Genomic DNA, 21,750 nt, shown 5'->3' on the forward strand with positions numbered 1-21,750 from the left:
CGGTGGCCTCGCGCGCGTCGCTCACAGCGAGTCCTCCACCGTCTCCACGCCCGCGTCGATGTCCTGGGTCCCGTCGAGGCCGAAGGTGTGGGCCGGGTTCCAGTGCAGGACGACCTCGGCGCCCGGCACCAGACGGGCGTCGCGCTCGATGTTCTGCTCGTAGACCTGGAGCTCCGCGCCGGCCGGCGAGTTCACCACGTACTGCGTGGAGACGCCGATGAAGGAGGAGTCGACGATCCGGCCGGTGACCCGGTTGCGGCCGTCGGCGATCTGTCCGGCGTCGTCGGCGTGCGCCAGCGAGATCTTCTCCGGCCGGACGCCGACCAGCACCTTGCCGCCCACCCGGGCGGCCTGCGTACAGCGCTCGCCGGGCACCTTGAGCTTGCCGCCGCCGGCGGTGACGACGACGTCGCCGCCGGTCTCGGCGACCTCGGCCTCGATCAGGTTGGAGGTGCCGAGGAAGTTGGCGACGAAGGTGGTCTGCGGGTTCTCGTACAGGTCGGCGGGCGCGCCGAGCTGCTCGACCCGGCCGCCGTTCATCACCGCGACCTGGTCGGCCATGGTCATGGCCTCCTCCTGGTCGTGGGTGACGTGCACGAAGGTGATGCCCACCTCGGTCTGGATGCGCTTGAGCTCCAGCTGCATCTGCCGGCGCAGCTTCAGGTCGAGCGCGCCGAGCGGCTCGTCGAGCAGCAGCACCTGCGGGTGGTTGATGAGCGCGCGGGCCACGGCCACGCGCTGCTGCTGGCCGCCGGAGAGCTGGTGCGGCTTCTTGTGGGCGTGCTCGCCGAGCTGGACCAGGTCGATCATCTCGTCCACCTGCGGCTTGACCGATTTGATGCCGCGCCGGCGCAGACCGAAGGCGATGTTCTCGAAGATGTTCATGTGCGGGAAGAGCGCGTAGGACTGGAAGACGGTGTTCACCGGCCGCTTGTACGGCGGGAGGTCGGTGACGTCCCGGTCGCCGAGGAAGACGGTGCCCGTCGTCGGGTCCTCCAGGCCGGCGATCATGCGCAGCGTGGTCGTCTTGCCGCAGCCGGACGCGCCGAGCAGGGCGAAGAAGGAGCCCTGCGGGATCGTCAGGTCGAGCGGGTGGACGGCGGTGAAGGAGCCGTAGGACTTGCTGATGCCGGAGAGACGGACGTCGCCGCCGCCGGTGTTCTTGTCAGTCATGGGGTGAGGTCCCGGGGTCGGTTCGTAAGGGGGCGCGGGGCGGTCAGGCACCGATGAGCTTGGCGAACTTCTCCTCGTACGCGGTCTCCTCCGCGCTGCTGAGCGAGCGGAAGGCGTGCGACTTCCGGGCCATCGCCTTGTCGGGGACGATCAGCGTGTTGCCCGCGAGCTCGGGGTCGATCTTGGCGAGCTCGTCCTTCACGCCGTCGACCGGGCACACGTAGTTGATGTACGCGGCGAGCTGCGCGGCCACCGGGAGCTCGTAGTAGTAGTCGATGAGCTTCTCGGCGTTCGTCTTGTGCCGGGCGTTGGCCGGGACGAGCAGGTTGTCGCTGGAGGTGATGTAGCCGGCCGACGGGATGGCGAACTTGATGTCCGGGTTGTCGGCCTGGAGCTGGATGACGTCACCGGCCCAGGCGAGACAGGCCGCGAGGTCGCCCTTGTCGAGGTCCGAGGTGTAGTCGTTGCCGGTGAAGCGCCGGATCTGCTTCTTGTCGACGCCCTTCTGGAGCCGGCCGAGGGCCGCGTCGAAGTCGGCGTCGGTGAAGCTGCCCGGGTCCTTGCCCATGTCGAGCAGGGTCATGCCGACGGAGTCGCGCATCTCGGTGAGGAAGCCGACCCGGCCCTTGAGGGAGGGGTCGTCGAGCAGCTGGGTGACCGAGTCGACCTTCTTCCCGCCGGTCGCCTTGCTGTTGTAGGCGATGACGGTGGAGATGCCGGTCCACGGGTAGGAGTAGGCCCGGCCCGGGTCCCAGTCGGGGCGGCGGAACTGGGCGGACAGGTTCGCGTACGCGGTGGGCAGGTGGGAGGCGTCCAGCTTCTGCGCCCAGCCGAGGCGGATGATGCGCGCGGCCAGCCAGTCGGTGACGCAGATCAGGTCGCGGCCGGTGTCCTGGCCGGCCGCGAGCTGCGGCTTGATCTTGCCGAAGAACTCGACGTTGTCGTTGATGTCCTCGGTGTACTTGACCTTGATCCCGGTGCGTTTGGCGAAGGCCTCCAGGGTCGGGCGGGACTTCTCGTCCTCGCTGACGTCCATGTACTCGGTCCAGTTGGAGAAGTTCACGGTCTTCTCCTTGTCCGAGAAGTCCGTGGACGCCGGACCCTGGCCCTCCCGCTTGGCGGGCGGGATGCCGCAGGCGCTCAACGACGCGAAGCCGCCGACGGTGAGCGCGCCGACGCCTCCGGCGCGCAGCATCGAGCGGCGGGTGAGGGCGCCCCGGCCGCTCGTCAGACTGCGCCGAATCGCGGCCACCTGCGCGGCCGAGAGGCTGTCGGGCTGGTACTGCTCCATGCGCTGTGCCCTTTCGGGATGGTTTCGCCGCTGGTCGACGGCCGGCTGTTATCGGTCCCCGAAGATCGTGCGGTGCCAGTCCTTCGCGGCGACCGCCGTGTTGTCGTACATCACGTGCTTGACCTGCGTGTACTCCTCGAACGAGTACGCCGACATGTCCTTTCCGAAGCCCGAGGCCTTGAAGCCGCCGTGAGGCATCTCGCTGATGATCGGGATGTGGTCGTTGACCCAGACACAGCCGGCCTTGATCTCGCGGGTGGCCCTGTTCGCCCGGTAGACGTCGCGGCTCCAGGCGGAGGCGGCGAGGCCGTACGCGGTGTCGTTGGCGAGCCGGATGCCCTCGTCGTCGCCGTCGAAGGGCAGGGCCACCAGGACCGGTCCGAAGATCTCCGACTGCACGACCTCGCTGTCCTGCGCGGCGCCGGTGATCAGGGTGGGACGGTAGTATGCGCCGTTCTTGAGCTCGCCACCAGGGGCTTCGCCGCCGGTGACGACCGTCGCGTAGGCCCGGGCCCGCTCCACGAAGCCGGCCACGCGGTCGCGCTGGGCGTGGCTGATGAGCGGTCCGAGGTCGGTGGACGGGTCGAACGGGTCGCCGAGGCGCACCGTCTCCATCAGCTCGGCGACCCTTGCCGTGAAGGCGTCGAACAGCGGCCGCTGGACGTAGGCGCGGGTGGCGGCGGTGCAGTCCTGGCCGCTGTTGATGAGCGAGGCGGCGACGGCGCCCTGGGCGGCGGCCTCCAGGTCGGCGTCGTCGAAGACGACGAACGGGGCCTTGCCGCCGAGCTCCAGGTGGAGCCGCTTGACGGTGGCCGTCGCGATCTCGGCGACGCGCTTGCCGACCGGCGTGGAGCCGGTGAACGAGGTCATGGCCACGTCCGGGTGTCCGACCAGGTGCTCGCCGGCGACCCGGCCCGCTCCGGTGACGACGTTGACGACGCCGTCCGGGATGCCGGCGGCGCTCGCGGCCTCGGCGAACATCAGCGAGGTCAGCGGCGTCAGCTCGGCCGGCTTCAGGACGATCGTGTTGCCCGCGGCGATCGCCGGCAGGACCTTCCAGGCGGCCATCTGCAGCGGATAGTTCCAGGGCGCGATGGAGCCCACGACGCCGATCGCCTCACGGCGGACGTAGGAGGTGTGGTCGCCGCTGTACTCACCGGCCGACTGGCCCTGGAGGTGCCGGGCCGCGCCCGCGAAGAAGACCGTGTTGTCGACCGTGCCCGGCACGTCGAACTCGGTCGTCAGCTTGATCGGCTTGCCGCACTGGAGCGACTCGACGCGGGCGAAGTCCTCCGCCCGCTCGGCCAGCACCCCGGCGAACCGGTGCAGGGCCTCCGACCGCTCGCCGGGCGTCGCACCGGCCCACTCCGGGAAGGCGCTCTTCGCCGCGGCCACGGCGTCGTCCACGTCGCCGGTGGAGGCGAGCGCGTAGCTGAGGACGCTCTCGCCGGTCGACGGGTCGACGACGCTGTGCTCGTGCTCCGAGGTTCCGGGGCGGAGCCGCCCCCCGATGTACTGCGCGCCGTCCGCGAAGCGATCCGACACCTGGAAGCGGTTGCCCATGACGCTCTCCGTTGTTCCAGCTCGAGTTGAGTGCCGATCCTGACAGAGGGGCAAAGGTGCAACAAGTGATTCCGTTGTTGCCTTTTGGTTACGCGACGGAATCGGTCGACCATGTGTCGAGGGTGGCGGGAAATTGCCGTACGGAGTGTCCGTGGCGAGTGGCAGGGTGGCGTGCATGAGTGATCTTGAGGTGCTGAAGGAGCAGGTCAGAGCGGCGAAGGCGGGCGGCGAGCGGGTCGGGTGGCTGCACTTCTGGGGCCACCGTCCGCACCCGGACGGCCGGCTCTCGGCGAGCTGCCTGAGCCAGTGGTGGCCGTCGCCGTTCGTGGTGGACGGCGTGCGCTACGCGACCGCGGAGCACTGGATGATGGCCGCGAAGGCGCGGCTCTTCGGCGACGCCGAGGCGGAGCGGGCCGTGCTCGCCGCCCGGACGCCGGCCGAGGCGAAGAACACCGGGCGCCTGGTCCGCGGCTTCGACGAGACGGTGTGGGAGCGGGAGCGCTTCGGCATCGTCGTGGCCGGCAGCGTCCACAAGTTCGGCGCGGACGAGGCGCTGCGCGCCTTCCTCGTCGGTACGGGCTCCCGCGTCCTGGTCGAGGCCAGCCCGCTGGACCGCGTCTGGGGCATCGGCCTGGCGGCGGACGACCCGCGCGCCATGGATCCGGCGCGCTGGCGGGGCCTGAACCTGCTGGGCTTCGCGCTGATGGAGGCGCGCGACCGCCTGCGGTGACCGGGCGCGCGGCGAGGGGCCGAGGACGGCGGAGAGCCGGCGGCGGCGAGGGGCCGAGGGCACTGAGGGCGAACGGCGGCGGGGGCCGTTCCCGGGAACGGCCCCCGCGTCACGCCCGCGGGCCGGACGTCAGCCGCGCGCGTCGACCACCAGGCTCGTGGAGAAGGGGTCGTCGTCACTGGTGTCCCACTCGTCGGCGTGGGTGACCAGGAAGACGATCAGCGCGATACCGGCGACGCCGAGCACCAGGCCGATCGAACCGAGGGTGATGCCGGCCGTGACCATGCCGTTGTTGGTGGCCTCGCCCCGCTGGACCCGCTTGCGGGCGGCGATCCCGAGACCGAGCGCGACGGCGCCCAGGATCAGCCCGAGGATGCCGTACGAGCAGAACGCGAGCGCGACGGCGCAGATGCCGACGATCATGGCCGCCGTGCCGAGCCCGTTCGCCGGCGCCGGTCCGCCCCAGCCCGGCTGGCCGTAGCCGGGATACATCGGCGGCGCCGGATAGCCGTAGCCGGTGGGCTGCGCCGGGGCGGGAGCGGTCGGGTAGCCGAAGGAGCCGCCCGGCGCGACCGGCGGCGGCGGGAGCTCGACTCCCGGCATTCCGGCCACGGTCTGCTGGTCGTGCACCGGGTCGTGCGCCGGCGACGTGGGCGCGCCCGGCGTCCCGGCGCCCGGCGTCCCCGCGCCCGGCCCGGCGGCGGCGGGCTTGCTCAGCTCGACGCCGTCCTGGTTCGGCGGAGCCCACGGGTCCACCGGCTGGTCGTTGTTCTCGGACATGGGCCTCCCCCATCGTGGTCACGCCATGCTACGACCTCGCCCTTCTGGGGGAACGGCCCGGCCTACGATGACCTGATGACCGACCTGACCCACCACAGCGCCCTGCACTCCTTCATCGCCGGGCTGCCGAAGGCCGAGCTGCACGTCCACCACGTGGGCTCCGCCTCGCCGCGGATCGTGTCCGAGCTGGCCGCCCGCCACCCGGACTCCAAGGTGCCGACCGACCCCGACGCCCTCGCCGACTACTTCACGTTCACCGACTTCGCCCACTTCATCGAGGTGTACCTGTCGGTCGTGGACCTGGTCCGCACGCCCGAGGACGTCCGCCTCCTCACCTACGAGGTCGCCCGGGACATGGCCCGGCAGAACATCCGCTACGCGGAGCTGACGATCACTCCGTACAGCTCGACCCGCCGCGGCATCGACGAGCGCGCCTTCATGGCGGCGATCGAGGACGCCCGCAAGGCGGCAGAGGCGGAGCTCGGCGTGATCCTGCGCTGGTGCTTCGACATCCCCGGCGAGGCGGGTCTCGAGGCGGCGGAGGAGACCGCGCGGCTCGCGGTCGACCTGCGTCCGGAGGGCCTGGTGGCGTTCGGTCTCGGCGGCCCGGAGATCGGCGTGCCGCGCCCGCAGTTCAAGCCGTACTTCGACCGGGCCCGGGCGGCCGGTCTGCGCTCGGTCCCGCACGCCGGCGAGACCACCGGCCCGCAGACGGTGTGGGACGCGCTGCGCGAGCTGGGCGCCGAGCGCATCGGCCACGGCACCAGCTCGGTCCAGGACCCGGAGCTGCTCGCCTACCTGGCCGAGCACCGGATCGCCCTGGAGGTGTGCCCGACCTCGAACATCGCGACCCGCGCGGTGGAGCGCCTGGAGGACCACCCGATCAAGCGGATGGTCGAGGCCGGCGTGCTCGTCACGATCAACAGCGACGACCCGCCGATGTTCGGCACCGACCTGAACAACGAGTACGCGGTCGCGGCCCGTCTCCTCGGTCTGGACGAGCGCGGGATCGCGGCCCTCGCGAAGAACGCGGTGGAGGCGTCGTTCCTCGACGAGGCCGGCAAGGCGCGGATCGTCGAGGAGATCGACACGTACACCGAGCGGTGGCTGGCGGCCTGAGCGTCGGGAGAATGGGGTCATGGACCCCGTCACTGTCGTAGGCCACCGCGGCGACCCCTACCGCGTCCGCGAGAACACCGTCCCCTCGATCGTCTCGGCGTTCGACCGGGGCGCGGACGTGGTGGAGGTCGACGTCCGCCTCACCGAGGACGGCATGCCCGTCCTGCTGCACGACGACAACCTCAAGCGGCTCTGGGGATTCGACCGGCCGCTCGGCACCATGACGCTCGACGAGCTGCGGGAGGTGACCGAGGACGGCGTGCCGACGCTGCGCGAGGCACTGATCGCGGCCGGGCCGCACCGGCTGATGCTGGACCTGCCGGGCGGTGACGAGGCGTCGGTGCGCACGGTGGTCGGCACGGTCCGCGAGTGCGGGGCGGGCGAGCGCGTCCTGTACTGCGCGGGCGGTACGGCGATGCTCCAGGTCCGGGCCGCCGACCCGGGCGCGGAGATCGCGCTGACCTGGAACTCGCTCGCGCCGCCGCGCCGGGTGCTGCTCGACGCGGTGCGCCCGAAGTGGCTCAACTACCGCTTCGGGCTTGCCGGTCGGGAGCTGGTGGAGCGGGTGCACCGGGACGGTCTGCTGGTCTCGGTGTGGACGGCCGACACGAAGCGGACGATGCGTAAGCTGATCCGCAACGGCGTCGACTCGATCACGACCAACCGCGTCGACGCACTGGCCGACGTCCTGCGAAAGGGCCGTGCATGAACGACCGGACCGACCCGACCGATCGGACCGACCCGCACCATCCGAACGACGACCCGACCGCCCCGAACGACCCGGCCACCCCGGCCGACCCGGCCACCCCGACCGCCCCGGCCGGCGCGCCCGGTGGCCTCGACCGGATCCGGACCGACATCGCGCACAACGCCCGCGTGTGGAACTACTGGCTGGGCGGCAAGGACTACTACCCGGTGGACCGGGCGGTCGGCGACCAGGTGACCTCCTTCCATCCGAGCATCGGCGCCGTGGCCCGCGCCGACCGGGCCTTCCTGGGCCGGGCGGTGACCCATCTGGCCGCCGAGGCGGGCATCCGCCAGTTCCTGGACATCGGCACCGGCCTGCCCACCGCCGACAACACCCACGAGGTGGCCCAGCGCGTCGCGCCGGAGTCCCGGATCGTCTACGTCGACAACGACCCGATCGTCCTGACCCACGCCCGGGCGCTGCTGACCGGCTCGCCGAAGGGCGAGACCGCCTATGTGGACGCGGACGCCCGGGACCCGGAGCGGATCCTCGCGGCGGCGGCCGGCACGCTGGACCTCTCCCGGCCGGTGGCGGTCCTGATGCTGGGCATCCTCAACTTCGTCCTGGACACCGACGAGGCCCGGTCGATCGTACGGACGCTGATGGCGGCCGTCCCGTCGGGCAGTCACCTCGTCCTGACCCACCCGACCTTCGAGCCGGAGCTCGGCGGCGAGGCGAACGTGGCGGCGATGGAGTTCTGGAACGCCCACGCCACGCCGCCGATCACGGCGCGCGGCCGCGCCGACTTCGCCTCCTTCCTGGACGGGCTCGACCTGCTCGAACCGGGCATCGTGTCCTGCGCGCGCTGGCGCGCCCCGGAGGCGGCCGAGGTCGCGCAGTTCGGCGCGGTGGGCCGCAAGCCGTAATGCGATCCGGGGGGATACAGCGGCTGCGGGAGTGGGGCGCGGCCAATCCGTGGGCCGTGGACATCGGCCTCGCGCTGCTCGTGCAGGCGGCGATGACCATGCCGTTCGTGGTGCCGCGCGGGCCCGAGCTGGAGCCGGCGACCTGGCCGGCGTACGGGCTGACGACGCTCACCGTGGTCCCGCTGGTGTGGCGGCGGCGGGCGCCGATGGCGGTGCTCCTCGCGATCGTGGCGACGAGCGGGCTGTACCGGCTGGCGCTGGAGGGACCGGGGCAGCCGCTGCCGTACACCGGTCTGGTCAGCGTCTACACGATCGCCGTGCTGTCGCCGCCGTGGAAGCGGCTGGTGACGGCGGCGCTGCTGGTGGTGGCGGTGCCGGTGTCGGTGTGGCTCAACACCCAGTCGGCGCGCGAACTGACCTTCTCGCTCTTCGTGTTCGGCGCCGCCTACGCCTTCGGACGCCTCACCGACGCCCGGCAGCGGGCCCACCGGGTGGAGGCGGAGCGGGCCGCGGCCCGCGAACGGGCCAGGATCGCCCGGGAGATGCACGACATCCTGTCGCACGCGGTGAGCCTGATGGTGGTGCAGGCCGAGGCGGGGCCGGTGGCGGTGCGGGCCGCGCCGGAGCGGGCGGAGGCCGCGTTCGAGGCGATCTCGGCGACCGGCCGGGACGCGATGACGCAGCTGCGCCGGATGCTCGGTGTGCTGCGGGACGAGGAGGCCACGGCCGCGCCGCGCGCTCCGCAGCCGGGCGTCGGCGAGCTGCCGGAGCTGCTGGCCCGGGTGCGGGGCGGCGGGCTCGACGTGCGGTACGCGACGGAGGGCGACGGGCGCGGGCTGCCGGAGGCGACGGGCGCGACGGTGTTCCGGATCGTGCAGGAGGCGCTGACGAACGTGGTGAAGCACGCGGAGGCGCACTCCGTGTCGGTGCGCCTCGGATACGGGCGGGACGAGGTGGAGGTCCGGGTGACGGACGACGGGCGCGGGCCGCGGGCCGGCGGTCCGGGCGGCCACGGGCTGGCCGGGGTGCGCGAGCGGGTGGCGGCGCACGGCGGGATGGCGTCGGCCGGGCCGGGACCGGGCGGGCGGGGTTTCGAACTGCGGGCGGTGCTGCCGCTGACCGGGGCGGGAGAGGTGCGGGGATGACGATCCGGGTGGTGGTGGCGGACGACCAGGAGCTGGTGCGCAGCGGTTTCGCGCTGATCCTGGACGTCCAGGAGGACATCGAGGTGGTCGCGGAGGTCGGTGACGGCGCGGCGGCGGTGGAGGCGGTGCGCCGGCTGCGTCCCGACGTGGCGCTCCTGGACGTCCGGATGCCGAGGACGGACGGGATCGAGGCCTGCCGGACGATCTGCGCCGAGTCGGCGTGCCGGACGGTGATGCTGACGACGTTCGACTCGGACGAGTACGTGTACGAGGCGCTGCACGCGGGAGCCAGCGGCTTCCTCCTGAAGGACGTACGGCGGGACGACCTGGTGCACGCGGTGCGGGTGGTGGCGGCGGGCGAGGCGCTGCTGGCGCCGTCGGTGGCGCGGCGGGTGGTGGAGCAGTACACGGCGGGCCGGCCGCGCAGGCCCGATCCCCGGCTGGACGTCCTGACCGGGCGGGAGCGCGAGACGCTGCTGCTGCTCGCGCGCGGCCTGTCGAACGCGGAGATCGCGGCGGAGCTGGTGGTCAGCGACCACACGGTGAAGACGCACGTGGGCCATGTGCTGGCGAAGCTGGGGCTGCGGGACCGGATCCAGGCGGTGATCTGCGCGTACGAGTCGGGCCTGGTCGCGGCGGGTTCTCCCCCGCCCGGGCGAGGTGCCGGCCCCGCGCTCTCCCCCGCGCCGGGGAGGAACTGACCGGCCGGGGACCGCCGGTGCGGGCGATTCGCGGATCGCCGCCGGTCAGCAGGATGGAGTCGTCGAGAACGACGGCTCACACCCACGGAGTTGACCATGAAGAAGTCCACCCGCGCCCTGCTGGCCGCCGCCCTGGTCCTGGGCGTCGCCGCCGGTCCGGCGCTCAGCCCGGCGTTCGCCGCGGACCCGGCGGCCGTGGCCTCGGCGCCGGCCCCGGGCCCGGACCGGAGCCCGGACCTGAGCGCGGTGATCGCGGGCCTGCCGAACGCGGACGCGACGGCGGCGCTGGTGCGGATCGGCGGCAGCGAGGGTTCCTGGCGGGGCAGCTCCGGCGTGCACGACCTGGAGTCGGGCCGCCCGGCGGAGGCGGGCGCGCGCTTCCGGGTCGGTTCGGTGACGAAGGTGTTCACGGCGGCGACGGTGCTGCGGCTGGCCGCCGAGGGCCGGATCGACCTGGACCGCTCGGCCCGCTCGTACCTCCCGGACCTGATCCCCGCCCGCTACGGCCGGGTGACGGTTCGCCAGCTGCTCAACCACACGCACGGCATCCCGGCGGCGAGGATGCCGGGCGAGACGGTCGAGGAGTGGTACGCGCACCGCTTCGACGTGCACGACCCGCGCGCGATGGTGCGCTCGGCGACGTCGCAGCCGCGGGAGTTCGCGCCCGGGAGCCGGCAGCACTATCTGAACATCGGCTACACGATCGCCGGTCTGCTCGTCGAGCGGGTGACGGGTGACACCTACGAGCACCAGGTGGCGGTGCGGGTGCTGCGGCCGCTCGGGCTGCGCGACACGTACTTCCCGGGCGCGGACCCGGCGATCGAGGGCCCGTACAACCACGGCTACCAGCGGATGCGGCTCGACGACGGGACGACCGGCCTGCGGGACGTGTCGGTGTGGGGCGCGACGGACGGCTGGGCGGCCGGGGACCTGATCTCCACGACCGCCGACCTGGAGCGGTTCACGCGGGCCCTGTTCGCGGGCCGGGTGGTGCGCGGGCCGCTCCTGGAGGAGATGTTCACGCTGCCGAAGGTCACGGACCTGAAGACCGGCGAGCCGGCCGCGTACGCGGTGGGTCTGTCGATGAAGAAGCTGGGCGGGCGCGAGGTGTGGGGCAAGACGGGCGGCCGCTGGGGCTACAACGCGGCCATCGCCTCGACCCGCGGCGGCGAGCGGACGCTGGTCTACGGCGTCAACTCGACCGACGCGAAGGGCCAGGACATGAACAAGGTGGCGCTGGACGTCATGCTGGCGACGTACGGCCCGCCGTCGGAGTGACCGCCGGCACGGGCCCGAGGGCTTCGAGGCGCTTGACGAGCCGGCGGACGGCGAGCAGCGGCAGGACGCCGAAGACCCCGAAGGCCATGTCGACGAGCGACCATCCGAAGGGGATGCCGCGGACGGGCCCGCAGATCAGGGCGAGCGGGACGATGCCGGCGCAGGCGATCATGCCGAACTCGACGACCCAGATGTTGCGGACGGGGTCGCGGTAGGGCCCGTAGAAGGCGACGGCGATGACGAGGTGGGCGAAGGCCAGCCAGTCGGTGCCGTAGAGGAGGTACGGGGCCTGTGCGTCGGCGGCCTCGACGCCGCCGCGCACCCGGGTGATCCATTCGGTCAGACCCGGGAAGGCGTCGGCGAGCGGCGCCGCCCAGGAGCCCAACGCCTCGTCGAGCAGGCGGAGTTCGGTGACCAGCGGGAACGCGGTGGCCCCGCTGAGCACCAGGCAGACGATGAAGACGACCAGCCAGACGCGGATGCGCTTGAGGAGGGCTCTGGGCCCGTTCGTGTCGCTCATGAGGGAAGCGTACGCCTCTCATGAACGTGTTCAAAAACGGGGTGCGGTCTTTCCGGCCAGGCGTCGTCCCACCGTGTGCGCGAGCACCGTCGCCCCGCCCGCGACCACGAGTCCGGTCAGCACGTCCCGCGCCCGCGCGGGCCGCAGCACCCCGGCCCGGCGCAGCCGGCCGCGCGCCCACAGCGTGAAGGGGACGACGACCAGCGGCGAGGTCACCGAGCCGGGCGTCACCCGGCGGACGGCGGCGGCCTGCGCGAGATGCACCAGGCCGTGCAGCCCGAAGCCGTTCAGCGCGCCCTGGTAGAAGGCGGACCGGCCGCCGGAGCGCTGTCCGGCGCCGGCGGCCGCGCCGACGATCAGGGCCATCACCCCGACGGCGGCCCGGAATTCACGGTCGTCGACCGAACCGGCCGCCTTCCAGACCGCCTCGGGCACGTCCGGGAAGCGCTCCCGCAGCCCCGGCAGGTTCTCCCGTATCCAGCGCGGCCCGTACAGCACCTCCTCGGTGTCGTGCACCGCCCAGGCGGCGAACAGGCCATAGGTGACAGCTGTGTTGATCCCCGTATCGGTCATGAGGACGGCCTATCACGACTCCTCGACCGCCCGTGCGACCGGCCCGCCTCACAGCCCGACGATCGAGTTCCAGCGCCTGGCGAACTCGGTGCGTTCCTCGGAGGTGATGTCCCGGGCGATCGCCAGCCGCCGGCGCATCGCGTCGTCGGGGAAGATCAGCGGGTCCTCGGCGAGCGCCGCCCGCTCCTCGTCGCCGGAGTCGGCGAGCACGTCCCGCGCGGCCGGGACGGGGCAGACGTAGTTGACCCAGGCGGCCAGTTCGGCGGCGACCTCGGGCTCGTAGTAGTAGTCGACGAGCTGTTCGGCGCTGGTCTTGTGCTGCGCCAGGTTGGGGATCATCAGGGACTCGGCCCACAGTTCGGCGCCCTCCTCGGGCACGACGAACTCGATGTCCGGGTTGTCGGCCTGGAGCTGGATGACGTCGCCCGAGTACGCCTGGCAGGCGAGCACGTCGCCGGTGGACAGGTCCTTGATGTAGTCGTTGCCGGTGAAGCGCCGGATGTGCTTCTTCCGTACGAGTCCTTCGATCTGCTCGCACAGGTCGTGGAAGTCGTCGGCCGTCCACCGCGTCACGTCGACGCCGTTGCCCTGCAGGAGCAGCGCGAAGGACTCGTCGAGCCCGGACAGCAGGGTCACCTTGCCGCGCAGGTCGGGCGCCCACAGGTCCTTGGTGGAGCGGATCTCCCGGCCGAGCTTGCGGCGGTTGTAGGCGATGCCGGTGATGCCGGACTGCCAGGGCACCGAGTGGAGCCGGCCCGGGTCGAAGGCGGGCGCGCGCAGCAGCGGGTCCAGGTGGGCGGCGACGTGGGGCTGCTTCTTCCGGTCCATTTCCTGGACCCAGCCGAGCCGGACGAAACGCGCGGCCATCCAGTCGCTGATGACGACGAGGTCCCGGCCGGTCTCCTGGTGGTTCATCAGGGCCGGGCTGATCTTGCCGAAGAACTCGTCGTTGTCGTTGATCTCCTCGGTGTAGCGGACGGAGATCCCGGTGCGCCGGCCGAAGGCGTCGAGGGTGGGCCGCTTGGAGGTGTCGTCGTCGGTGTCGATGTAGAGCGGCCAGTTGGCGAAGTGCAGCACCCGGTCGCGCGCGGAGAGGTCGCGGCCGGCCCGGTCCTTCGGGTCGACGTACGCGGCGGGGACTCCGCAGCCCGCGAGGAGGGCGGCGGCGCCGGCGCCGGCCGTCCCGCGCAGCAGGGCGCGGCGGGAGACGTTCTTCCTGGTGGTCGCTGTCACCCGGACAGCTTCCCGTTACATCCATCGGGGCGGCAATGGACGCTCCGTCGACTCCACGGGCACGGCCCCGACACCCTGTCGACCGAGTCGATCAAGGTGCCGGGGCCGTGTCACGGGGCCGGGAAGGGTCAGCCCAGGGAGGTCATCACGTGCTTGATGCGCGTGTAGTCCTCGAAGCCGTACGCCGAAAGGTCCTTGCCGTAGCCGGACTTCTTGAAGCCGCCGTGCGGCATCTCGGCGACCAGCGGGATGTGGGTGTTGATCCACACACAGCCGAAGTCGAGCGACTTGGACATGCGCATGGCGCGCTGGTGGTCCTTGGTCCAGACGGAGGAGGCCAGGGCGTACTCGACGCCGTTGGCGAACTCCAGGGCCTGGGCCTCGTCCGTGAAGGACTGGACCGTGATGACCGGGCCGAAGACCTCGTTCTGGATGATCTCGTCGTCCTGCTTGAGGCCCGAGACGACGGTCGGGGCGTAGAAGTAGCCCTTGTCGCCGACCCGGTGGCCGCCGGCCTCGACCTTGGCGTGCGCCGGGAGGCGGTCGATGAAGCCGGCGACCTGGCCCAGCTGGTTGGCGTTGTTCAGCGGGCCGTAGAGCACGTCCTCGTCGTCCGGCTGACCGGTCTTGGTCTCGGCCGCGGCCTTGGCGAGCGCGGCCACGAACTCGTCGTGGATGGACTCGTGGACGAGCACGCGGGTGGCGGCCGTACAGTCCTGGCCCGCGTTGAAGAAGCCGGCGACGGAGATGTCCTCGACGGCCTTGTCGATGTCGGTGTCCTCGAAGACCACGACCGGGGCCTTGCCGCCCAGCTCCAGGTGGACGCGCTTGACGTCCTTGGACGCGGACTCGGCGACCTGCATGCCGGCCCGGACCGAGCCGGTGATGGAGGCCATCGCCGGGGTCGGGTGCTCGACCATCGCCTTGCCGGTCTCGCGGTCGCCGCAGACGACGTTGAAGACGCCCTTGGGGACGATCTGGCCGATGATCTCCGCCATCAGGACGGTCGACGCGGGCGTCGTGTCCGAGGGCTTGAGGACGACCGTGTTGCCCGCGGCGAGGGCCGGGGCGAACTTCCACACGGCCATCATCATCGGGTAGTTCCACGGCGCGACCTGGGCGCAGACACCCACCGGCTCGCGGCGGATGATCGAGGTCATGCCCTCCATGTACTCGCCGGCCGAACGGCCCTCGAGCAGCCGGGCGGCACCCGCGAAGAAGCGGATCTGGTCCACCATCGGCGGGATCTCCTCGCTCGCGGTGAGGGCGACCGGCTTGCCGGTGTTCTCGACCTCGGCGGCGATCAGGTCCTCGGCGCGCTCCTCGAAGGCGTCCGCGATCTTCAGGAGGACCTTCTGACGCTCGGCGGGCGTGGTGTCGCGCCATGCGGGGAAGGCGGCCGCGGCGGCCTCCATGGCGGCGTCGACGTCGGCCTGGCCGGACAGCGGGGAGGTGGCGTACACCTCACCGGTGGCCGGGTTGATCACGTCGATCGTGCGGCCGTCGGCCGCGTCCCGGAACTCCCCGTTGATGTAGTTGCGCAGCCGGCGCAGCTCGGTGGTCACTTGCCACCCCTCCTGTCACGTTCTGTCTCCGCACTTCTTCGTGCGGTGTCCCGATGGGCGAGACACCCCAGGGTAATCGGTCCACCGACGCTTTCAACAGGCCCGACCCCCCTCAACTTCGGATTCAGTGAGATCAAGTGCCCTGAACAACGAATTTCATCACTCTGGGGTTGCAAGACGGACGAGGTTCGGTGCACAGTGAAGACGTGGCCAGTCAAAGCACCCACTCCAGAACCGGAACCGGTTCGTCCCCGACGATCGATGCCGTCTCCCTGGCGATCATCGAACAGCTCCAGGAGGACGGCCGCCGTCCGTACGCCGCCATCGGCAAGGCCGTCGGCCTGTCCGAAGCAGCCGTACGGCAGCGCGTCCAGAAGCTGCTCGACCAGGGCGTCATGCAGATCGTCGCCGTCACCGACCCGCTCACCGTGGGCCTCCGGCGCCAGGCGATGGTCGGCATCAACGTCGAGGGTGACCTGGATCCGGTCGCGGACGCCCTGACGGCCATGGCCGAGTGCGAGTACGTGGTGATGACCGCGGGCTCGTTCGACCTGATGGTGGAAATCGTCTGCGAGGACGACGACCACCTCCTGGATGTGATCAACAAGCGCATCCGCACCCTCCCCGGGGTGCGCTCCACCGAGAGCTTCGTCTACCTGAAGCTCAAGAAGCAGACCTATATGTGGGGAACCCGATAGCCGTGAGCCAGGACCTCTCCAAGACCGCCTACGACCACCTGTGGATGCACTTCACCCGCATGTCGTCGTACGAGAACAACCCCGTCCCCACCATCGTGCGTGGTGAGGGCACCTACATCTTCGACGACAAGGGCAAGCGCTACCTCGACGGTCTCGCCGGTCTCTTCGTGGTCAACGCGGGCCACGGCCGCCAGGAGCTGGCCGAGGTCGCGTACAAGCAGGCCCAGGAGCTCGCGTTCTTCCCCGTGTGGTCGTACGCGCACCCCAAGGCCGTCGAGCTCGCCGAGCGCCTCGCGAACTACGCCCCGGGCGACCTGAACAAGGTCTTCTTCACCACCGGTGGCGGCGAGGCCGTCGAGACCGCCTGGAAGCTCGCCAAGCAGTACTTCAAGCTGCAGGGCAAGCACACCAAGTACAAGGTCATCTCGCGTGCGGTCGCCTACCACGGCACCCCGCAGGGCGCCCTGTCGATCACCGGCCTGCCGGGCCTGAAGGCCCCCTTCGAGCCGCTGGTCCCCGGCGCGCACAAGGTGCCGAACACCAACATCTACCGCGCCCCGATCCACGCCGACGACCCGGAGGCCTTCGGCCGCTGGGCCGCCGACCAGATCGAGCAGCAGATCCTCTTCGAGGGCCCGGACACCGTCGCCGCCGTCTTCCTGGAGCCGGTGCAGAACGCCGGTGGCTGCTTCCCGCCGCCGCCCGGCTACTTCCAGCGCGTCCGCGAGATCTGCGACCAGTACGACGTGCTCCTCGTCTCGGACGAGACGATCTGCGCCTTCGGCCGCCTCGGCACGATGTTCGCCTGTGACAAGTTCGGCTACGTGCCGGACATGATCACCTGCGCCAAGGGCATGACCTCGGGCTACTCCCCGATCGGTGCCTGCATCGTCTCGGACCGCATCGCCGAGCCGTTCTACAAGGGCGACAACACCTTCCTGCACGGCTACACCTTCGGTGGCCACCCGGTGTCCTCGGCGGTCGCGATCGCCAACCTGGACATCTTCGACAAGGAAGGCCTCAACCAGCACGTGCTGGACAACGAGGGCGCCTTCTTCTCGACGCTGCAGAAGCTGCACGACCTGCCGATCGTCGGCGACGTCCGCGGCAACGGCTACTTCTACGGCATCGAGCTCGTCAAGGACAAGGTCACCAAGGAGTCCTTCACGGACGAGGAGACCGAGCGCGTCCTGTACGGCTTCCTGTCCAAGGCGCTGTTCGACAACGGTCTGTACTGCCGTGCCGACGACCGTGGCGACCCGGTCATCCAGCTCGCCCCGCCGCTGACCGCCGACCAGGGCACCTTCGACGAGATCGAAGGCATCCTGCGCACGGTGCTCACCGAGGCGTGGACGAAGCTCTGATCGTTCCCTGACCGGTCCCCGACCGGTTCGGCGAGCCTCACGCCGCCCTCACGGCGTGACCCCGGCCCGGGCATGCCGCCATCCGAGTGGATGGCGGCGGCCCGGGCCGTGTGCTGTCCGTACAAACCGATGTGAATCCTTACGGTGCCGGGGAGAACCCCAGTGACCGACAGCCCGGTCCCGTCGTTCCCCCGTCCGGGGGAACGGACACTGCTCGGCTCCGACTCGGCTTCGACATCGAGGTGTACGCGATGGCCCCACCGGACAACGACGTGCTCTGGGCGCGTTCACTGCACTGCGCCCTGGGCGGCACGGACGTGCTGACCGGCGTCTCCGTCGGCGTCCGCGAGGGCGAGATCCTCGCCGTCGTCGGGCCCCGCGGCAGCGGCAAGACCACCCTCCTGCGCTGCCTGTCCGGGCAGATCCTCGCCCAGCAGGGCGAGGTCTGGTTCAACAGCGCGCCGGTCCACACCCTCAGCGCGAGCCGGCGCGAACGGCTCCGCCGCGAGCGCTTCGCCTGGATCGACCCCGAGCCCGGACTCGTCCCCGAACTCACCGGCTGGGAGAACACCGCCCTCCCGCTGCTGCTGCGCGGCGTCTCGCACCGGACCGCCAGGACCACCGCCGGCGAATGGCTGGAGCGCCTCGACATCGGCGCCTGCGCCCGGCAGCGCCCGCACGCCCTCACCCAGTCCCAGCGGCAGCGGATCGCCATCGCCCGGGCCCTCGTCACCACACCCTCCGTGCTCTTCGCCGACGAGCCCATCGCGACCCTGCACCGCGCCGACGGCGCCCAGGTGCTGCGCACCCTGACCGCCGCGGCCCGCTCGCACGGCATCACCGTGCTGCTGGCGACCCACGATCCCGAGGTCGCCGCGCTCGCCGACCGCACGGTCGCGCTCCTCGACGGACGCCGCGTCGGCTCCGTACCGCCGGCGACCGGGGCGGAGGGCGTCACCGCGTGCTCGCTCTCCGTCTAGTCCGCGGGACCCACCCGGTCGTCCAGCTCCGCCGGCTCGCCGTCGCCGCGGCCGCCGCCGGAGTGGGCTTCCTGCTGCTGTGCGCCCTCGGCTACGCCGTCGGCCACCCCACGGACCCCTCCGCCTCCGTGCTGCGCCTGCTGTGGTGCGTGCTCCCGCTCGCCGCGACGGTGCAGTTCGCCGTCGCGGTCGCGCGGACCGACCCGAGCACCCGGCCGCGCCCCGGCCTGTCCGCGATCGGCCTCGGGCCGGCCCGGCTCACCGCCGTCGCGGCCGCCTCCACGGCCGTCTCCTGCACACTCGGCTCCGCGCTGGCCCTGCTGTTCTACCTGCACCTGCGCGGCGACCTCACCGGCCTCCCGTTCGACGGCGCGGCGGCCGAGCTGCTCGCCGCCGACCAGCCGGTCCCGCTGGCCGCGGCCCTCACCCTGCTCGCGGTCGTCCCGGTCACCGCGGCCACGGCGGCCGCCCTCGCCCTGCGTCCGGGCCGGCCCGCCGCCGACACCGGCGCGGGAGCCGCCGGCAGCCCCGGCGGCTCCGCCGGAGTGCTCTCCGCCACCCCGTCCGCGCTGCCCTGGGGCGTGGCACTGCTCGCCGCCGGCCTCGCCGTGGAGACGTACGCGGCACGCGGCGACGGCGGCGGTGTCCTCGCCGGCTGGGTCCTCACCGCCGTCGGCCTCGCCATGATGGGCCCCGGCCTCACCCACGGCTGCGGCCGGCTCCTCCAGACGGTGCGGCCCGGCGCGGTCCGGCTGCTCGCCGGCCGGGTCCTGATGAACGACGCCCGCCGCATCGGCCGCCCGCTCGGCGTGGTCTGCGCGGTCGGCTCCGGCGCGGTGGCGGCGCTGTCGCTGTACGGCGGCAAGGGCGTCGGCCCGCTCTCCTGGCTGGGTGCGGTGCTCGTCGTCGGCTGCACCACGGCGACCCTGCTGACCTCGGCCCTCGAGTCCAAGCAGTCCCGCGCCCGCACCACCGAGGCCCTCCTGCGGCTCGGCGCCCCGCCCACCGTCCTGCGCACCACCGCCCTCCTGCGCGCCGGCGTCCTGCTCGCCGTCTTCGTCCCGCTGACCTGGACCGTGGGCACCCTGGCGGCCCTGCCCCTGCGCGGCTGACCGGGCTGACCGGGCTGACCGGGCTGACGGGGGCTCGGCGCGGCCGGCGCCGTCGGCCCGCGGGCCGAGCCGCGCCTTCGCCCGCGCGCCTATCGTGGGCCCCATGACGTACCCCGCCGGGAACGGCTCCCCGAGGCCGCCGCGCGCACACGGTCATGAGCGCGAGATCCACTCGCTCGACGAGTTCGACGCGGCGCTCGCCGCACGCGGCTCGCTGCGCGGCTGCCGGGTGCAGTCCGTGGACCTCACGGACCGCACCTTCGCGCTGCTGTCCGTCTCCACCGCCGACGCCGTGTTCCTCGGCTGCGCGGTCCAGCCGGAGGCCGCCGCCAAGATCAGGGCGGACGGCGCGCTGGTGTTCCCACCGGTGCCGGACCTGCCGTTCGACCCGTACCGGGCCCGCCTCTACTCCCCCGACGACCTGTACGAAGGCCTCGCCGAGCAGCCGTACGAGCGGACCCCGGACGCCCTCGCGCACGCCTGGTTCCAGACCACCCGCGCCGACGGCGACATCTTCTCCTCGATGCTCCGCTCCCTGCACGACGACGCGATCACCGACGCCCTGGACGAGCACCTGGCGGGCGCGCGGGTGGTGGGCGTGATGGGCGGCCACGCCATGAGCCGAGGCGGCGCCGCCTACGCGGGAGCGGCCCGGCTCGGCCGGTCGCTGAGCCGCGCGGGCCTCACGGTGGCGACGGGCGGCGGGCCCGGCGCCATGGAGGCGGCGAACCTGGGCGCCTACACCGCGCCGCTCGCCGACGACGCCCTCGACGAGGCCCTGGAGCTACTCGCCAAGGCGCCGTCCTTCGTCCCGTCGGTGACCGACTGGGCGCGCGCCGCCTTCGAGGTGCGGGCGCGCCTGCCGGGCGGCGGCGACTCCGTCGGCATCCCGACCTGGTTCTACGGCCACGAGCCGCCGAACCCGTTCGCGGCCCGCATCGGGAAGTACTTCGCCAACGCGACCCGCGAGGACGGCCTGCTCGCCCGCTCGAACGCGGGCGTGGTGTTCCTGCCGGGCGCCGCCGGCACCGTCCAGGAGATCTTCGACAACGCCACCCCGAACTACTACGCCTCGCGCGGCGCGCCCACTCCGATGGTCCTGGTGGACCGCGCCCACTGGACCGGGCAACTGCCGGTCTGGCCGCTGCTCCAGGCGCTGGCCGCGGACCGCCCGATGGCGGCCCGGATCGCCCTGGTGGACTCGGTCGACGAGGCTCCGCAGGCACTGGCCCGGCTGTCCCGGCCGGGCGGGTAGCGACACGTTGCCGGCCTCTCCGCCGGGCGGCGGAGGAGGTGGCGACCGTGGGCTGACGCCGCGGTGGCGCCCGTCCGCGAGCCTCGTGGCATGACCACGAAGAACTGGCCCGTCCGGGCGGGACCCGCCGCCCTCGTCTGGTCCCTGCTGTACGCGTCGGGCGCGGCCCTCGCCGCCGCCACACCACCCGCCTTCGGCTACACCCTGCTGGGCAAGGGAACGGGAACGCCGTACGAGAGCGCGGCGGCGCTGCTGTACGGGGCGGCCGCCGTCCTCGCGTACGCGATGCTCCGCGGGCCCGGGCGCCGACGGCTGCCGGCGGCGGCCTGGGGCGTCGTCGGGCTGTGCCTGGTCTCGGGCTTCGGCTTCCTCCTGAGCCCGCTGCACCTGCTGTTCTTCCTCTCGCGTCATCAGCCGCCGGTGGACGGGGCGGCTCTCGCGAACCAGGCGTGCGCGGTGCTCGGCGCCGTGCTGTGGGGCTGTGCGGCGCTCGCGCACCGGCGCCGCCGGCTCGGCACCTGCCCGTACTGCGGGGACCGCCCGCCGGCCGAGGCCGTGGACGCCCGCCGGGCCGGACTCGTCGCGGTCGCCGCGCTCGTCCCGTACACCGCCCTGAAGACCGCCTGGGCGCTCGGCCTCACCGTGGGCTACACCGGCGAGGGCCGGCCCGGCGCCGACCCGGAGTACACCAGCGACCTGGGCCTGTGGCTGTACGACCACGGCGTGGACGTCACCGCCGTCCTCGCCGGACTCGGCATGCTCCTCGCCCTCGCCCTGACCCGGCCCTGGGGCCGGCGGCTGCCCCGCCCGCTGCTGCTCGCCCTCGGTTGGGCGGGCGCGGGCGCGCTGACGCCATTCGGCGTGTTCCTGACGGTGGTCGGAGCGCTGTGGTGGACGGGCATCGCCGGCGGCGGCCCGGCGGACCACGCGCCCTGGGTGGTGGCCGTCGCCTACGGCGGCTTCTGTCTGTTCGGTCTGGCCCTGGGCCGGGCGACGTTCGCCCACCAGCGGGCGACCCGGAAAATCTGCGTGCGCTGCTGAGGCCGCCCGAGTGAC

21 protein-coding genes are annotated in these 21,750 nt (G+C 72.4%); 13 read left to right on the forward strand and 8 right to left on the reverse strand.

Annotation, left to right across the window (positions count from 1 at the left end; translation table 11 throughout):
- Window positions 1-21: 21 nt before the first annotated feature.
- From ACIGO8_RS00310 to ACIGO8_RS00320, 3 genes are read right to left on the reverse strand one after another with little or no spacing between them, the layout of a single operon-like run.
- Window positions 22-1,173, reverse strand: coding sequence for an ABC transporter ATP-binding protein (locus ACIGO8_RS00310; RefSeq protein WP_399722191.1), 1,152 nt, complete (start codon window positions 1,171-1,173; stop codon window positions 22-24).
- 43 nt (window positions 1,174-1,216) lie between these two features.
- A complete protein-coding gene (locus tag ACIGO8_RS00315) occupies window positions 1,217-2,464 on the reverse strand; it encodes a PotD/PotF family extracellular solute-binding protein (RefSeq protein ID WP_399722193.1) in 1,248 nt (415 codons plus the stop codon).
- 48 nt (window positions 2,465-2,512) lie between these two features.
- Window positions 2,513-4,027 carry a gamma-aminobutyraldehyde dehydrogenase gene (locus tag ACIGO8_RS00320; protein WP_399722195.1) on the reverse strand — a complete coding sequence of 505 codons (1,515 nt, stop codon included), beginning with the start codon at window positions 4,025-4,027 and terminating at the stop codon, window positions 2,513-2,515.
- Window positions 4,028-4,202: 175 nt separating this feature from the next.
- Between ACIGO8_RS00320 and ACIGO8_RS00325 the strand changes: the two genes are divergently transcribed.
- Window positions 4,203-4,757, forward strand: a complete 555-nt coding sequence (locus ACIGO8_RS00325) for an NADAR family protein (protein ID WP_399722197.1) — start codon at window positions 4,203-4,205, stop codon at window positions 4,755-4,757.
- A gap of 129 nt (window positions 4,758-4,886) precedes the next feature.
- Here ACIGO8_RS00325 and ACIGO8_RS00330 read toward each other — a convergent pair whose 3' ends face one another.
- The gene (locus ACIGO8_RS00330) at window positions 4,887-5,537 is read right to left on the reverse strand and encodes a hypothetical protein (RefSeq protein ID WP_399722199.1); all 651 of its coding nucleotides are present in this window, start codon (window positions 5,535-5,537) and stop codon (window positions 4,887-4,889) included.
- A 75-nt stretch (window positions 5,538-5,612) separates the two neighbouring features.
- Between ACIGO8_RS00330 and ACIGO8_RS00335 the strand changes: the two genes are divergently transcribed.
- From ACIGO8_RS00335 to ACIGO8_RS00360, 6 genes are all read left to right on the forward strand, one after another.
- On the forward strand, window positions 5,613-6,656 hold the full coding sequence (locus ACIGO8_RS00335; RefSeq protein WP_399722201.1) for an adenosine deaminase: 1,044 nt from the start codon (window positions 5,613-5,615) through the stop codon (window positions 6,654-6,656).
- Between the two features lie 19 nt (window positions 6,657-6,675).
- Complete coding sequence (locus ACIGO8_RS00340; protein WP_399722203.1) at window positions 6,676-7,365, forward strand: glycerophosphodiester phosphodiesterase; 690 nt, start codon at window positions 6,676-6,678, stop codon at window positions 7,363-7,365.
- Window positions 7,362-8,270, forward strand: a complete 909-nt coding sequence (locus ACIGO8_RS00345) for an SAM-dependent methyltransferase (RefSeq protein WP_399722205.1) — start codon at window positions 7,362-7,364, stop codon at window positions 8,268-8,270. The genes ACIGO8_RS00340 and ACIGO8_RS00345 overlap by 4 nt, the downstream gene beginning before the upstream one ends.
- Window positions 8,270-9,415, forward strand: a complete 1,146-nt coding sequence (locus ACIGO8_RS00350) for a sensor histidine kinase (RefSeq protein WP_399722207.1) — start codon at window positions 8,270-8,272, stop codon at window positions 9,413-9,415. The genes ACIGO8_RS00345 and ACIGO8_RS00350 overlap by 1 nt, the downstream gene beginning before the upstream one ends.
- Window positions 9,412-10,116, forward strand: a complete 705-nt coding sequence (locus ACIGO8_RS00355) for a response regulator (RefSeq protein ID WP_399722209.1) — start codon at window positions 9,412-9,414, stop codon at window positions 10,114-10,116. The genes ACIGO8_RS00350 and ACIGO8_RS00355 overlap by 4 nt, the downstream gene beginning before the upstream one ends.
- Before the next feature lie 96 nt (window positions 10,117-10,212).
- Window positions 10,213-11,394, forward strand: a complete 1,182-nt coding sequence (locus tag ACIGO8_RS00360; RefSeq protein ID WP_399722211.1) for a serine hydrolase domain-containing protein — start codon at window positions 10,213-10,215, stop codon at window positions 11,392-11,394.
- On the opposite strand, the gene ACIGO8_RS00365 is transcribed toward ACIGO8_RS00360, so the two are convergent.
- The 4 genes from ACIGO8_RS00365 to ACIGO8_RS00380 form a co-directional block, all read right to left on the reverse strand.
- A complete protein-coding gene (locus ACIGO8_RS00365) occupies window positions 11,360-11,914 on the reverse strand; it encodes a hypothetical protein (protein WP_399722213.1) in 555 nt (184 codons plus the stop codon). The genes ACIGO8_RS00360 and ACIGO8_RS00365 overlap by 35 nt on opposite strands.
- A 30-nt stretch (window positions 11,915-11,944) precedes the next feature.
- Complete coding sequence (locus tag ACIGO8_RS00370; protein WP_399722215.1) at window positions 11,945-12,487, reverse strand: HXXEE domain-containing protein; 543 nt, start codon at window positions 12,485-12,487, stop codon at window positions 11,945-11,947.
- A gap of 48 nt (window positions 12,488-12,535) precedes the next feature.
- Window positions 12,536-13,720 carry a spermidine/putrescine ABC transporter substrate-binding protein gene (locus tag ACIGO8_RS00375; RefSeq protein ID WP_399722217.1) on the reverse strand — a complete coding sequence of 395 codons (1,185 nt, stop codon included), beginning with the start codon at window positions 13,718-13,720 and terminating at the stop codon, window positions 12,536-12,538.
- 128 nt (window positions 13,721-13,848) lie between these two features.
- A complete protein-coding gene (locus tag ACIGO8_RS00380; protein WP_399722219.1) occupies window positions 13,849-15,285 on the reverse strand; it encodes a gamma-aminobutyraldehyde dehydrogenase in 1,437 nt (478 codons plus the stop codon).
- A 191-nt stretch (window positions 15,286-15,476) separates the two neighbouring features.
- Here ACIGO8_RS00380 and ACIGO8_RS00385 point away from each other — a divergent pair, with 191 nt between their 5' ends.
- The 6 genes from ACIGO8_RS00385 to ACIGO8_RS00410 all read left to right on the forward strand — a co-directional run bounded on the left by ACIGO8_RS00385 (window position 15,477) and on the right by ACIGO8_RS00410 (window position 21,735).
- Window positions 15,477-15,983 carry an Lrp/AsnC family transcriptional regulator gene (locus tag ACIGO8_RS00385; RefSeq protein WP_399722221.1) on the forward strand — a complete coding sequence of 169 codons (507 nt, stop codon included), beginning with the start codon at window positions 15,477-15,479 and terminating at the stop codon, window positions 15,981-15,983.
- The gene (locus ACIGO8_RS00390) at window positions 15,968-17,347 is read left to right on the forward strand and encodes an aspartate aminotransferase family protein (RefSeq protein WP_399722223.1); all 1,380 of its coding nucleotides are present in this window, start codon (window positions 15,968-15,970) and stop codon (window positions 17,345-17,347) included. Before ACIGO8_RS00385 ends, ACIGO8_RS00390 begins: the two co-directional genes overlap by 16 nt.
- A 251-nt stretch (window positions 17,348-17,598) precedes the next feature.
- Window positions 17,599-18,327 (forward strand): ABC transporter ATP-binding protein, encoded by a 729-nt coding sequence (locus ACIGO8_RS00395; protein WP_399722225.1) that lies wholly within the window; start codon window positions 17,599-17,601, stop codon window positions 18,325-18,327.
- Complete coding sequence (locus ACIGO8_RS00400; RefSeq protein WP_399722227.1) at window positions 18,309-19,439, forward strand: hypothetical protein; 1,131 nt, start codon at window positions 18,309-18,311, stop codon at window positions 19,437-19,439. Before ACIGO8_RS00395 ends, ACIGO8_RS00400 begins: the two co-directional genes overlap by 19 nt.
- A 103-nt stretch (window positions 19,440-19,542) precedes the next feature.
- Window positions 19,543-20,694: an LOG family protein gene (locus ACIGO8_RS00405; RefSeq protein WP_399722228.1), complete on the forward strand. Its 1,152-nt coding sequence runs from the start codon at window positions 19,543-19,545 to the stop codon at window positions 20,692-20,694.
- Window positions 20,695-20,784: 90 nt separating this feature from the next.
- Entirely contained in the window at window positions 20,785-21,735 is a 951-nt protein-coding gene (locus tag ACIGO8_RS00410; RefSeq protein ID WP_399722230.1) for a hypothetical protein, read from the forward strand.
- Window positions 21,736-21,750 lie beyond the last annotated feature (15 nt).

The organism is Streptomyces sp. NPDC053493 (assembly GCF_044544825.1).
Taxonomy (GTDB): domain Bacteria; phylum Actinomycetota; class Actinomycetes; order Streptomycetales; family Streptomycetaceae; genus Streptomyces.